The 13,779-nt window shown below is 58.3% G+C and carries 7 protein-coding genes and 1 pseudogene; 5 read left to right on the plus strand and 3 right to left on the minus strand.

Features of this window, described 5'->3' with window-relative positions; translation table 11 throughout:
• Window positions 1-327 precede the first annotated feature (327 nt).
• The 3 genes from BLV07_RS06760 to BLV07_RS06770 all read left to right on the plus strand — a co-directional run bounded on the left by BLV07_RS06760 (window position 328) and on the right by BLV07_RS06770 (window position 6,043).
• Window positions 328-3,432 (plus strand): efflux RND transporter permease subunit, encoded by a 3,105-nt coding sequence (locus BLV07_RS06760; protein WP_091882074.1) that lies wholly within the window; start codon window positions 328-330, stop codon window positions 3,430-3,432.
• 60 nt (window positions 3,433-3,492) lie between these two features.
• Entirely contained in the window at window positions 3,493-3,921 is a 429-nt protein-coding gene (locus tag BLV07_RS06765; protein WP_244550989.1) for a hypothetical protein, read from the plus strand.
• Window positions 3,922-4,900: 979 nt separating this feature from the next.
• Complete coding sequence (locus BLV07_RS06770) at window positions 4,901-6,043, plus strand: MFS transporter (protein ID WP_091881540.1); 1,143 nt, start codon at window positions 4,901-4,903, stop codon at window positions 6,041-6,043.
• Window positions 6,044-6,328: 285 nt separating this feature from the next.
• Here the strand turns inward: BLV07_RS06770 and BLV07_RS06775 are convergent, their stop codons facing one another.
• On the minus strand, window positions 6,329-7,336 hold the full coding sequence (locus BLV07_RS06775) for a GDP-L-fucose synthase family protein (RefSeq protein ID WP_091881544.1): 1,008 nt from the start codon (window positions 7,334-7,336) through the stop codon (window positions 6,329-6,331).
• Window positions 7,317-8,402: a GDP-mannose 4,6-dehydratase gene (gene gmd, locus BLV07_RS06780; RefSeq protein ID WP_091881548.1), complete on the minus strand. Its 1,086-nt coding sequence runs from the start codon at window positions 8,400-8,402 to the stop codon at window positions 7,317-7,319. Before gmd ends, BLV07_RS06775 begins: the two co-directional genes overlap by 20 nt.
• A 1,521-nt stretch (window positions 8,403-9,923) precedes the next feature.
• Here gmd and glmS point away from each other — a divergent pair.
• On the plus strand, window positions 9,924-11,750 hold the full coding sequence (glmS, locus tag BLV07_RS06785) for a glutamine--fructose-6-phosphate transaminase (isomerizing) (protein ID WP_091881552.1): 1,827 nt from the start codon (window positions 9,924-9,926) through the stop codon (window positions 11,748-11,750).
• 517 nt (window positions 11,751-12,267) lie between these two features.
• Here the strand turns inward: glmS and BLV07_RS06790 are convergent.
• A pseudogene (locus BLV07_RS06790) lies at window positions 12,268-12,547 on the minus strand (transposase); the annotation flags it as partial.
• 417 nt (window positions 12,548-12,964) lie between these two features.
• On the opposite strand from BLV07_RS06790, the gene BLV07_RS06795 reads away from it, so the two are divergent.
• Window positions 12,965-13,735, plus strand: coding sequence for a host specificity protein (locus BLV07_RS06795; protein ID WP_502689895.1), 771 nt, complete (start codon window positions 12,965-12,967; stop codon window positions 13,733-13,735).
• Window positions 13,736-13,779: the final 44 nt, after the last annotated feature.

Genomic DNA, 13,779 nt, shown 5'->3' on the forward strand with positions numbered 1-13,779 from the left:
TGCGTTCCAATCAGGTGTGAGGACGAACATCTTGAGTCGGACCTTTGGCCGATTGCACGCAAAAAGACAGGGGCTTTATCTTAAGAAGGTGCCCACTATTCGAGATCGCGATCAGCGATCAGAACAGCGGAGCCAACATTCATTCAAGCGACGAAAATGGAGAAGCGGAGGATTGGGCACGCTATGCTCATGAACGTGTGAGCCCTTAGAGTAGCCGATAATGCTTCCCTCATACTACCGGCTTTAGCGCAGTTGCCGCATTGATGATCATTGCCGTAGCGCAAGTTGCTGGCGAATTTGCATCCCCCTTTTGAAATGCGAGTCGAGATGGCATTTACCGAGCTTTTCATCAAACGTCCGGTATTGTCTATCGTCGTCAGTTTCCTGATCTTGCTGATCGGCTTTCGCGCGGCCACCGTACTGCCGATCCGGCAGTATCCCAAGCTATCTAATACGGTCGTCAATATCACGACTTCCTATCCTGGCGCCTCCGCCGACATGATCCAGGGGTTCATCACCACTCCCCTGGAGCAGGCAGTCGCTTCCGCCGAGGGCGTCGACCACATCAGTTCCTCATCGGTGCTCGGTACCTCGACGATCCAAGTCTACATCAAGCTGAATTTCGATCCCAACGAGGCGCTCACCGAGGTTCTCTCCAAGGTCAATTCAGTCAAATATTTAATCCCGAAAGAATCAAACGATCCGGTCGTCACTAAGTCGACCGGTCAGGCCACCGCCGTCATGTATATCGCCTTCTCCAGCGAGGAACTGACGGCCAGCGCGATCACCGACTACCTCTCGCGCGTCGTGCAACCCGTTATGTCAACCGTCGACGGCGTCGCAGCGGCAGACATCCTGGGCGGCCAGAGTTTTGCGATGCGGCTATGGCTCGATCCAGCGAAAATGGCAGGGCACGGCGTGTCGCCGGCTGATGTTTCGGCTGCAATCGCCGCTAACAACTTCCAGGCCGCGGCCGGCCAGACCAAGGGCTATTTCACAATCTCTGATGTTACGGCAAACACCGATCTGCGGAGTGTCGATGACTTCAAGCGCATGATCGTCAAAGCCAATGACGGTGGCTTTGTGCGCATGGAGGACATTGCAGTAGTCGAGCTTGCTGCGCAGACCACAGACACCAGCGTCGCAATGAACGGCGAGCACGGGGTCTTTATCGGCGTTCGGGCGAGCCCGCAAGGCAATCCGCTAAACATAGTGCGAGGCGTTCGGGCGCTGTTTCCAGAAATGGAGCGTAACCTGCCGCCGTCACTGAGGATGAAAGTGGCCTACGACTTCACCAAATTCATTCAATCGTCGATCGATGAAGTGGAGAAGACGCTCATCGAGGCCGTCGTGGTCGTGGTGGTGGTAGTCTTCCTGTTCCTGGCCTCGCTGCGGTCGGTCATCATTCCCGTAGTCACTATTCCGTTGTCGCTCGTCGGTGTCTGCAGCATGATGCTGGCGCTGGGGTTTTCATTCAATCTCCTGACTCTCCTTGCGATGGTTCTCGCGATCGGTCTCGTGGTCGATGACGCGATCGTGGTGGTGGAGAACATTCATCGCCATTTAGAAGAAGGTGCGCTGCCCCTACAGGCTGCTACAAGGGGCGGGCGCGAGATCGTCGGCCCCGTTGTCTCCATGACGATTACCTTGGCTGCGGTATATGCCCCAATCGGATTTCTCGGCGGCCTCACCGGTGCGCTATTCCGCGAGTTCGCGTTTACGCTAGCGGGAGCGGTGATCGTGTCGGGCGTGATCGCTTTGACGCTGTCGCCGATGATGTGCTCGCTCTTCCTGAAACGCGCTGAGGAGGGGCGGTTTGCAAGACTTGTGAACCGCGGGTTCATCGCCATGACACGATGGTACGGCCGCAAGCTCGACCGCTCGCTCGACTATCGTCCGATTACCGGCCTGTTTGCGCTGACCATGCTGGGCCTCGTCGGCTTTCTCTATATGCATACTTCCAAGGAACTCGCACCCGAGGAGGATCAAGGTATCGTATTCGCTCTAACCAAGGCGCCGAAATACGCCAATATCGACTACCTCGACTATTACGGTACCAAGATCGAAAACGCGTTCCAGAAATTTCCCGAGACTGATTTGAGCTTCGTGCTCAACGGCGTTAGCGGCCAGCAGAGTGGCTTGGCCGGCATGTTGCTCAAGCCATGGGACGAGCGTAAGCGATCATCGATTGCGCTAAAGTCCCTTGTCCAGGCCGAGCTGTCAAAAATCGAAGGCATTAACGCGTTTGCCTTTAGCTTGCCGCCGCTTCCGGGCGGTTCGGATGGCCTACCAGTGCAGATGGTGATCAATTCGACGCTTGGCTTCCAATCCGTCTACGAGCAGATGTCGAAGCTGAAAGATGCCGCGCGGAAGAGCGGTCTGTTCATGGTGAGCGACTCCGACCTCGAGTTCAACCAGCCGGTGGTACGAGTCAAGGTGGATCGATCCAAGGCCAACGAGCTTGGCATCACCATGCAGACCATCGGTAACGCGCTCGCCACCTTACTTGGCGGAAACTACGTCAACCGCTTCAATTTACAGGGCCGCTCCTACCAGGTGATCCCGCAGGTCCCACGCGAGGAACGCCTGGCGCCGCAAGCCATCGGGAGCTATTATGTGAAGACAGCGACGGGCTCGATGCTCCCGCTGTCCACCGTTGTCTCCATCGAGACTGCGACCGATCCGAACGCGCTCACCCACTACAACCAGCTCAACTGCGCAACCTTTCAGGCCGTGCCGATGCCAGGCGTCACGATCGGTCAGGCTGTGGACTTCCTGGAAGCTGAGGCAAAGAAACTGCCCGCAGGCTTCAGCCACGACTTCCTCGCCGACGCCCGCCAATATGTGCACGAGGGTAACCAACTGGCGATTACGTTTGCATTTGCACTGATCATCATATTCTTGGTGCTTGCGGCGCAGTTCGAAAGTCTGCGCGATCCCCTCATCATCATGATCAGCGTCCCAATGGCAATCGTCGGCGCCTTGATCCCGCCATTCTTTGGCTGGGCGACGATGAACATCTACACCCAGATCGGACTGTTGACACTGGTCGGGTTGATTTCCAAGCACGGCATCCTGATGGTTGAGTTCGCCAATGAGCTGCAGCTCAAGGAGAGACTTGACCGTCGCTCGGCTATAGAGATGGCGGCGCGCGTCCGACTGCGTCCAATCTTGATGACCACGGCGGCAATGGTCACGGGCTTCATACCCTTGTTGACGGCAACGGGAGCTGGCGCCGCGAGCCGCTTCTCGATCGGGCTCGTGCTCGTCGCTGGCATGTCTGTCGGCACGCTGTTCACGCTCTTCGTGCTGCCGGCGGTCTACGTCGCGATCGCGTCCGATCACCGTGCCGATGCGAGCTCCGGCCGCGCGAAGATCGCCCCCGAGCTCGACCTCACCGGCGCTGCTGATGCCCAGCTGGCCAAGCAATGACGATAGAATCAATCTAGGTTCGCTCAGTGTGGTGAGCACCTGCGATCGCCTCACGCTCACTTGCGCATCGAGATCTTCACGCCCGTGGTGCCGAGCTTGCCGAGCATCAGGTGCACCGACACGATCATTCTGTCCCTGATCCTGCTGCAAGCTGCGGGTTGGCGCCGCCCTGTCGAAGCAAGCTGGCTGATCGGCCTGCCATTCGGGTCGATGCTGGGCATCCTCTATTCGGTGACGACTATCTCCGGCCCTCCCTTAGCGATGCTGTTTAACAACCAGGGCCTGGTTAAACACGAGTTTCGCGCCGGCCTAGCCCTGGTTCGCGTGGCGGAACCGAGCGTGACCGCCTTCGTCTATTATCAGCTCGGCTTGTTCCCGAAAGCGGCAGCTTGCTCTATGTTTTTATGCCCAGTGTTATGCTTGGCATCCCTCTGGGGTCCTACCTCATTCGCCGGCTTGATCCGGAGATATTTCGACGCATCTGCATGAGCTTTGATGCGGGCGTCGGTTTGTCACAGGTGCTGATCGAGCTCGATCTAGTGCAGAGCGCCTGGGCTTATAACGTGAGGGCGGCGGCGATACTGATGGATCTGTGCCTGCTACACTTGCTCCTTACCACCCACAGCCCGATTTGATAAGAGCGACGGGCTCGGCGAACTGCGGATATAAGCGCTTGAACGATGCCGGCGGGCACCTCGGTATCGAATGCGCGCGCGTCGTGGACCTGAGCGACGCCGCTCTCTTCCGCGGCGACAATGATGGCATGTAAATCTGGTTGATTGCTCTATGACAGCCCAGCGCACCGGCGCCGGGGAATTCGGGATCACAGGACAGCCCTAAACTTTTGGAGGTTGATCTTGTCGCCATGCCACTCGCCGTGGCTGTGGTTGCCGGCGGCAAGCGCGCCAGACAAACGGATCACTCGAGACACGGCACAGCGAGCGCGACGTGGGGAACCACCTAGCCGCCTGAAACCAGGAATAATCGAATATCAAAAGTATCGGGCCGACATTGACGGCTTGCGCGTGATAGCGGGCTTGTATTGATCTTGTGAGTGAGCGCCGTTACTCGTGATGAGAGCTCCCGATTTTACAAAAGCTGTCGGAAAACCTACGGCGTGTTCGCGCCAAGTACACAGTGGCGTCGGGCGCCGTTGGCTTTGCAGGCTTTGTAGGCTTTGCGACAAGGCCATAGTGAGCGTTGCGCCTCCAGCCGTCGCAGACCAGCAAAAACTATCACCCCATGGCTAGCTCATCCGGGAAAGTGGCCGAAACACCGCATCACGGGCTCGACGATCACCCCTACTTGTCGCTCGCCTAGTGACGTAGTCCAGTTTTTGTGACGGCATTGCATTTGCAGGGCTAGAGAATGTCAACTTGAGGCCATCATTGTCGATCGCGCCGCTTGCAGGCGACGCACGCAGGATGACGGGCGTCGCGCTCGCGAGCCCGTTCTCTCAGGAGCGCCCGTGATACCATCCGCTAATTGGTCTGCCGGCCTGCTTGGGACACGGCTCGCATTTTTTGTGGCCGGAGTCGGTCTCGCGGCCTGGGCGCCTTTGGTGCCACTCGCCAAGGAGCGGCTCGCGGTGGATGACCGCATGCTTGGTCTTCTGCTGCTCTGTCTCGGAACGGGATCCGTCATCGCTATGCTTTTGACCAGCGTGTCGAATGCGCGGTACGGCAGCAAGCCCATTATCCTCGCGGGTGGACTTGGACTCGCGATCACCCTGCCGTGGCTTGCAATTGCCGACACATCTCTCGGGCTCGGTGCCACGCTGTTTGCTTTCGGCGTTTCACTCGGCTCGATCGATGTAGCCATGAACATTCATGCGATTGAATTGGAGCGCGCCACCGGCCGTCCATTGATGTCTGGCTTCCACGCCCAGTACAGCATTGGGGAATTCACCGGCTCTGCCGCCGTGACGTCGTTACTCTCGCTGCAGCTTGGCCCGCTTTTTTCGACGTTGGTTTGTTCGGCGTTAATGACGATCGCGATTGTGTCGGCCTGGCCGGGGTTGCTCGCGACGGGTTCGAGGCAGCAGGGGCCATTGTTTGTCTTGCCCCATCGCAGTGTGTTGCTAATAGCTGTGCTCGCGGCTATCACCTTTCTTGTCGAAGGTGCAATGCTCGATTGGAGCGCTTTGCTTCTCGTTGAACGAGATCTTCTCGCGGAGGCGCACGGGGGCATTGGTTGTATGCTCTTCTCAATCGCAATGACCGCAGGGCGTCTCAGCGGAGATGCCGTGGTGGCGCGAATCGGCGACCGTGCCACATTGATGCTCGGGACTCTGCCGATCGTGACAGGCTTCTTGGCTGTGGTGGCCGCGCCCGTTGCGTTGATTGCTATGGCGGGGTTCCTGCTTATTGGATTGGGTATTTCAAATGTTGTACCCGTACTGTGTCGACGCGCCGGCAAACAGACAGTGATGCCAGCAGGCGTTGCGATCGCGGTCATCACGACAGCCGGCTACGCGGGTATACTCGTCGGGCCTGCCAGCATCGGGCTCGCCGCACACATGTTTGGCTTGCCCTTGGCGTTCGGGATGTTAGGCGCGCTCATGTCCATCGTTACGCTGTCGGCGAGGATAATGATGACAGACCATCGCTAAGCCGTTGGTCGAGAGGAAGGGGACACCAGCACGCTCCCGGCTAATGATCGTCCACCGGTCGGCGTCTAGCGGCTTAGAGTCGATGAGATCTCAACTTGATGGCAGCAGGTGTCGATGATGGCCATTCTCCTTTTCCTGCAAGTCGATTGGCGGCGTCATAGCTAGGATACACCGCGTCACTCGGGTTCTAGACGTCCAACTGAGCGCGTTGTTGACAATGAACGCTTGTCAACTGCGAAGCAAAATTGGTTGTTACGTGAGCGGCAAGTCCGCTAGGCTGGACGTTCACCGATGATCGATACGTAGGAGTGGTCCGTTATCGGGAACAGGCAGATCACTCTGCTGCCGTCCATCGCTGTCGGCGCGATACGCCCGGTATGCCAGCTGAATGCCGTCCTCAAGAGAGGTCGTGGCGCGCCAGCCGAGCCCGGACAGCCGCCCGATGTCGAGCAGCTTGCGCGGCGTGCCGTCCGGGCGCGACGTGTCGAAGCTGATCTCACCGCGAAAACCGACGGCGGCCGCGACCATGAGTGCTAGCTCGGCGATGCTGATGTCCTCACCGGTACCGATATTGACAACTTCCGGCGAGGAATAGGTCTTCATCAGATGGATGCAGGCGTCGGCGAGATCGTCGACATAGAGAAATTCGCGGCGGGGCGTGCCGGTGCCCCACACCACGACGTTGCCGCCGCCCGAAATCTTGGCCTCGTGAAAGCGGCGGATCAGCGCGGCGACGACGTGACTGTATTCGGGGTGATAGTTGTCGCCGGGGCCGTAGAGATTGGTCGGCATCACGCTGATGAAATCGGCGCCGTACTGGCTGCGATAGGCCTCGGCCATTTTGATGCCGGCGATCTTGGCGATGGCATAGGGTTCGTTGGTCGGCTCCAGCGGGCCGGTCAATATCGAATCCTCTCGCAGCGGCTGCGGCGCCAGGCGCGGATAGATGCAGGAGGAGCCGAAGAACATTAGCTTCTCGCATCTATTGGCATGGGCCGCTTGGATCACGTTGCTCGATATCGCCAGATTGTCGTGCAGAAACTCGGCGCGCAGCGTGTTGTTGGCGACGATGCCGCCGACCTTGGCGGCGGCGAGGAACACGGCCTGCGGCCGCTTCGCGGCAAACCAGGCATTTACCGCGGCCTGGTCGCGCAGGTCGACCTCGCTGCGCGACACCGTCAAGAGATCGGCCTGTTCGCGTGCCAGCCGGCGCATCAGCGCCGCGCCGACCATGCCGCGATGGCCGGCGACGAAAACCGTCTTGCCCTTCAGCTCAAACGCCGTGCTTGCCATTGGCTGCGTCCTGCCTGGCTTGGACGAGATCGCTGGCGACCATTTCCTTCACCAATTGCGAGAACGGCGTCTTCGGCGCCCAGCCGAGTTTCGCGCGCGCCTTGCTGGCGTCGCCGATCAGGAGATCAACCTCGGTCGGACGGAAATAGGCCGGATCGATCTGCACCAGGGTCTTGCCGGACGCCTTGTCGAGGCCGACCTCCTCGCCCCCCTTGCCGCGCCATTCGATGCTGCGCCCGACCTCGGCAAACGCCAGCTCGACGAACTCGCGGACCGACCGAGTCTCGCCGGTCGCGAGCACGAAGTCGCCGGGCTCGTCGACCTGCAGGATCCTGTGCATGCCCTCGACATAGTCGCGGGCATGGCCCCAGTCACGCTTGGCATCGAGATTGCCGAGATAGAGCGTGTCCTCGATCCCGACCTCGATGCGGGCGACGGCCCGGGTGATCTTGCGCGTCACGAAGGTCTCGCCGCGGACCGGGCTCTCATGGTTAAACAGGATGCCGTTGCTGGCGAATATACCATAGGCCTCACGGTAGTTCACTGTGATCCAATAGCCATAGAGCTTGGCGACGCCGTAGGGCGAGCGCGGATAGAACGGCGTGGTCTCCTTCTGCGGAACTTCCTGCACCAGGCCGTAGAGCTCGGAGGTGGAGGCCTGGTAGAACCGCGTCTCCTTTTCCATGCCGAGGATACGGATCGCTTCCAAAAGGCGCAGCACGCCGATTGCGTCGGCGTTGGCGGTGTATTCCGGGCTTTCGAAGCTGACGCCGACATGGCTCTGGGCGGCCAGGTTATAGATCTCGGTCGGCCGGATCTGCTGCACCAGCCGGATCAGATTGGTCGAATCCGTCATGTCGCCATAGTGCATCAGGAACGGCACGTTGCCGGCATGCGGATCCCGGTAGAGATGATCGACGCGCGCTGTGTTGAACGAGGACGACCGGCGCTTGATCCCGTGCACGGTGTAGCCGAGACCGAGCAGATACTCGGCGAGATATGCGCCGTCCTGCCCGGTGACGCCGGTGATCAGCGCAACGCGCCGCTTTGAGTCCTGAGCCGCCATGGTTTCTCTTAGTTGCGCCGGAAAGAAAGCCTCCCTGTGAAACGCGATTGCGAAGCCGTTTCTCGAGAAATCTAGATGCGCAAGCGCGCCCCACCCGCAATTAGAGGAAAGCGATCGTTAGCTCCAGTCATACACATCATGCAGGAATGCACACTATATACATTGATTTATATTGGACTGGAGGGTGCCAACCCATTGAGCTTCAAAAAATGAAAGTCAACTAACCCTCGCAACCTGCCTGATATCCGCGATGATCCTAAGCGCGCGAGATCGATGGCAAACGCCGTTACGCGCCCGGCCGCGCGTGCCCCCGGGCTGATATTTCCAATGAGATGGAAGCCGACGGTCTGTGTTCCTTATCTATCCTGAGGCGCATGTCTGCATTCGCGTGGTCTCGTCATGGCTTGGGAGAGCGATGGGCTGAGGCCGCAGTCGTCAATGCATTTGTCGGAATGACGACATGCAAGCCAGCACACAGTCAAGCCTGCGCATCAATTCGTAATCTACAAAGCGCCCGTACCGTTAACTTCCGAACAGAACAGCCGGCCTTGGCGGTCGACTCATCAACCGTGGTCAGCGCCTTTGCCAATATCCAACTCGCGGCAGGCAGTGGACCGTCGACGCAAGACAAAATGAGAAAGAGTAGCCAACGTTGGTATAGATAATCGAACGTATCGATATCAAGAGTTTACGTTCGTACAATAGAGCTTCGACGCCAATCGTTTAGTCTCGACGACCGTAACTTGCTTCGGTCCGAGTATGATGAGCCTCTTAAACCCGCGTCGGCGAAATGTTTCCTGTGACAAAGGACAATTCACGCTAGAGCGGCTGCGCAAATGTATGGGCAGCAGATCATGTAGAAGCCATGGGCAGGTTTCCTCTTTCTATGTCCCCAATGGAGCGCAGCCGAGACGGAACGTGAGCCTCTCGAAGGGTCTATCAGTGAGGCGGAAAGACTCAGTTACTGCCACATTCACGGCCGCTCGGTTCGCCGGCGTCGCTGCTCACCTTCTTGGAAATGTGAGCTGCAAGTCGTGAAATGGCTCATCAGTGATGATGAGCGAACAAGACAAGATGCTTTGTCGTAGGATAATTGGCCCGCCGATCTGGTTCGAATGTCCTCAATCTATGGAGCCAGACTATTTGCGCGATATGTCCTCGCAGCGGCTTGTTGCGACGCCGACAGCTATTGTCGCAACCGACCGAGTCTGTTTGTGCCGTGATTGGATGTCGCGCCACCCTGCAAGCGCACCTGCATATCTGGCTCTCTTCGAAGCGGTCACGCTTTTCGCGGCCGCATTGCAGTTTGTACTCAGATAGGCAGCCAAAAGCGGAATGTAGTCAGGCGAAGCGATGATGGCTGAAAGAGATCTAACTCACGCTTGTGAATGCGGCGGCGATAGCGCCGGCCGCGACAAATCCCGAACTTGACATCTGTTATCATCGGGCAAGCGAATTTCATAACGGGGTTCCTGTGAGGGGGAACGTCGGGCTTCTTTAACTTGGGCAGCATTGATCCATATGTGTGGAATTGTCGGCATCTTGGGGCGTGGCCCGGTCGTTGGGCAGTTGGTCGCGTCGCTCAAGCGATTGGAATATCGTGGCTACGACTCCGCAGGCCTCGCTACTCTCGAAGGTCTCCGTATCGAGCGGCGACGCGCTGAAGGTAAGCTGAGAAACCTTGAGGAGCGGCTGCGCTATTATCCGCCGTCGGGTCGTACCGGTATCGGTCACACCCGCTGGGCGACTCATGGAAAGCCGACCGAGAGCAATGCTCATCCGCATGCGACGGAAAATGTAGCGGTCGTTCATAACGGGATCATTGAGAATTTCAGCGAGCTGCGAGCCGAGCTGGAGCGGAATGGAGCCCATTTTGAATCAGAGACGGACACCGAGGTGGTAGCACATCTCGTCGAATCTTATCTCAAGAATGGCTACTCGCCGCAGGATGCGGTACAAGCGTCGCTGCCCCGGCTGCGCGGTGCCTTCGCGCTGGCATTCCTTTTCAAGGAGCACGACGATCTTTTGATCGGTGCGCGTAAGGGGTCGCCCCTTGCGATCGGACATGGTAACGGCGAAGTGTATCTAGGATCGGACGCGATCGCGCTCGCGCCTTTGACCGACACCATCACCTATCTTGAAGACGGTGACTGGGCCGTTCTTACGCGCACGATGTGCGTGATTTATAGCGCAGACGGCTCCGTCGTCCAGCGGGAAACATCAAAGTCTGGCGTATCGTCACTCCTTGTGGACAAAGCGAATTATCGCCACTTCATGGCCAAGGAAATCCACGAGCAGCCGACCGTGGCCGGCAAGACATTAGCGCATTATCTCGACATGGCGGCCAAGCGCGTCGCCCTGCCGCTCACATTGCCGTTCGACTTTAAATCCATTCAGCGCATCTCAATTACCGCGTGCGGCACGGCGAGCTATGCCGGGCACATCGCCAAATACTGGTTCGAGCGGCTGGCGCGCTTGCCTGTCGAGATCGATGTAGCGTCCGAGTTCCGCTACCGGGAGGCGCCTCTGCGCCGGGGAGATCTCGCCATCGTCATCTCGCAGTCGGGCGAAACCGCTGACACACTGGCTGCGTTGCGATACGCCAAGGGGCAGGGCGTGCACACGATATCTGTGGTCAACGTCCCGACCTCGACGATTGCGCGCGAGAGTGAATCCGTTCTGCCGACGCTGGCGGGGCCAGAAATCGGCGTAGCTTCCACAAAGGCATTCATCTGCCAGCTGATCGTTTTGGCGGCGCTTGCCGTCTCAGCAGGCAAAGAGCGCGGTAAGCTGTCTGAGATCGATGAGTCGAAGCTCGTGCGTGAGCTTATCGAAGTGCCGCGGTTGATTGCTGCGGCGCTGTTAATCGAGCCGCAGATCGAGAAGCTCGCGCGTTATATCGCTGACTCGAGGGACGTGCTCTATCTCGGTCGCGGCACATCGGCCCCCCTGGCATTGGAGGGCGCACTCAAGCTGAAGGAAATTGCCTACATCCACTCAGAAGGTTATGCCGCCGGCGAGCTCAAGCACGGACCGATCGCACTGATCGATGAGGCCGTGCCTGTGGTGGTGATCGCGCCTTACGACGAGGTCTTCGAGAAGACCGTCTCGAACATGCAAGAAGTTGCCGCTCGGGGCGGCAAGATCATCCTGATCACCGATGCTAAGGGTGCTTTGGAAGCGACGGTGGACACACTCATGACCATTGTGCTGCCGGAGATGGTCGCAAGCTTTACGCCGATAGTCTATGCCATTCCGGTTCAGCTCCTGGCTTACCATACCGCCCTAGTAAGGGGCGCGGACGTGGATCAGCCGCGTAATCTAGCAAAATCGGTGACCGTCGAATGAGGCCGCAGTGTTAGTATCGGAGCATTGAGGCCTCGGCGTCGAGCCATTGGGCTCGCGTTTGGTCGCGTCGATTTCGTGGGGACGGAACCGGACAAGTTCTCGATCTTGCCGTGTCCGAAGTTGCTTGTAGCTGCCGTATGGTTGCGCGACTCAGGCCGTGCTCCGCTGAGCGGCGAGACGACGACGTCACTATGGCATGGGCGAGCTCAGAAGGAGAACGATCCCGACATCAACAGGTCAATCATAGACCCATCCAGCTAAAGAGCAGATTCCGTCGTGCTTGCGTCATCACGTCAGGACACCAATGGCAGCGAGCGTTACCTTCCTGGCATTCGACTGGAATGGTCGATAACAATCGGGAATTAGTCGCCCGTTAAGAACGATTTCAGCGGTGATTGGTCGCTGAGGGCAGCGATGATGGTGGTCAGGAAGAGACGCCAAAGAGTCCTCAGCCAGGCGAGGATGCGGCGGAAGTTATGCCCGACGGCGGAGAGGATGACGCTGGCGGCATCGCTGGACCGGTGAAGTACTGAAAATACGGGTCGTGGAGCCAGCGCTCGCACCCCCTCATCGGACAGGCCGTAAATGTGCTTGAGCAGCAGCAGCCCGATCACAAAGCGGGTCGCGATCCCGGGCCGGCCGTTCTCGCTGTACAGCGGCGCGATCTCGCCGTCGATCCAGTTCCAATCGACCTTGCCGGCGAGCTGAAGCAGCGCGTGCTTCATATTGATGATCTGGTCCAGCCTGGCCCGGAACAGATCGCCCGATCCCCTCGTCCTGTGCTTCTTCGGTCGCATCGCCACCTCCGATGCGACGACGGAATCATGGCTGGCCATTCGACGGAATCCCGAAATGAAATTGCAAGGCTCCGATGCCCGGTGCACCAACCCTGCATTCGCAAACCAGCCCACACGACAAAATGCGATTCTAGCTCAATCGCTTAGCCGTTCTCCACGGACGACGCGTTAGCTTCCTCTTCACAAGAGCGCGCGACAGATGCTCAACCTAGGCGCGTCAGCTCATAGTCAGCTAGACCTCTTACCATCGTCGGTAGAGCTCGAGCGGCGCGAGCTCAGCACCCCCAACCGTACCGACAGGAGAGAGATCCGATGTATGGCCGAATTGTTGGCTCATCCAGCCAATCCACAAGCGCTACCCAGGCTGATGAATCGAGGCATTCAGATGACGAGGGCTTTGCGGAAAGGCTTGCAGGCATGGCGCCCGATGCTGGCCCAAGTTCGTCTCAAGCAGCGACACGGCCGTACTCCGTAGTTTCCCGACCTCCGATCGAAGAGATCGACATGGATACCTTCGGGGAAGAAGTGAAGGCCTTCTATAGCGATGACATCAAGCACATTGCCGATAATCCACTGGAGTACTCGGATTTCATATCCACAAAAGCTGAGCGCGCAGCAAACGTTGCTAGAACCCACGGTCACACCGACGAAGATTCGGACGAGGCGCGATATTTCGCCTATCGATTGGGTGACAAAACTGTTGGGCTTCTGAGAACAGAAGGCGGACTTCGGGTAGGAGGAAGGCGATTCAGCGCCCAGTTTCCCGGTCGAAACGCCGTCACATCCCAAGTAGATCTTCGGGTTACTCATCCGCTCGTCGAGAACGCTGGCGATATTCTACTGGAGCATCAGCTTCGGGAGGACGGCGAGCGAGCATTGATTATGTCAAAACCTGCGTTGCCAGGCATCGAGCCCCGTCTGGCTCAGATGGGCTTTGTTCCTGTGAGTGATAAGAATCACTGGGTGCTTGATCCTCACCAGCATCCCGACAAGTGGACGCATAACGCTGAAGGTAAATGGCAACGGGTAGGCAAACGTGAAGGATATCTCGCCGCCGAGAGTAGTGGTGCTCAGGCAAGAATCGAGCGAGCTTCGAGTGAAGCAAGTGATGAGACAGAGTCGTCCGGCGATGACACGTCTTGGTACTTCGAACGCCTTAATCTAGGCCCGGGGTCGGCTGCCGAATAGTCGCTGTGGGCGAGGCCGGACCTGGTGACTACTGAGCTCATTGA

Origin of the sequence: Bradyrhizobium sp. Rc2d (assembly GCF_900099855.1) — a bacterium.
Taxonomy (GTDB): Bacteria; Pseudomonadota; Alphaproteobacteria; order Rhizobiales; family Xanthobacteraceae; genus Bradyrhizobium.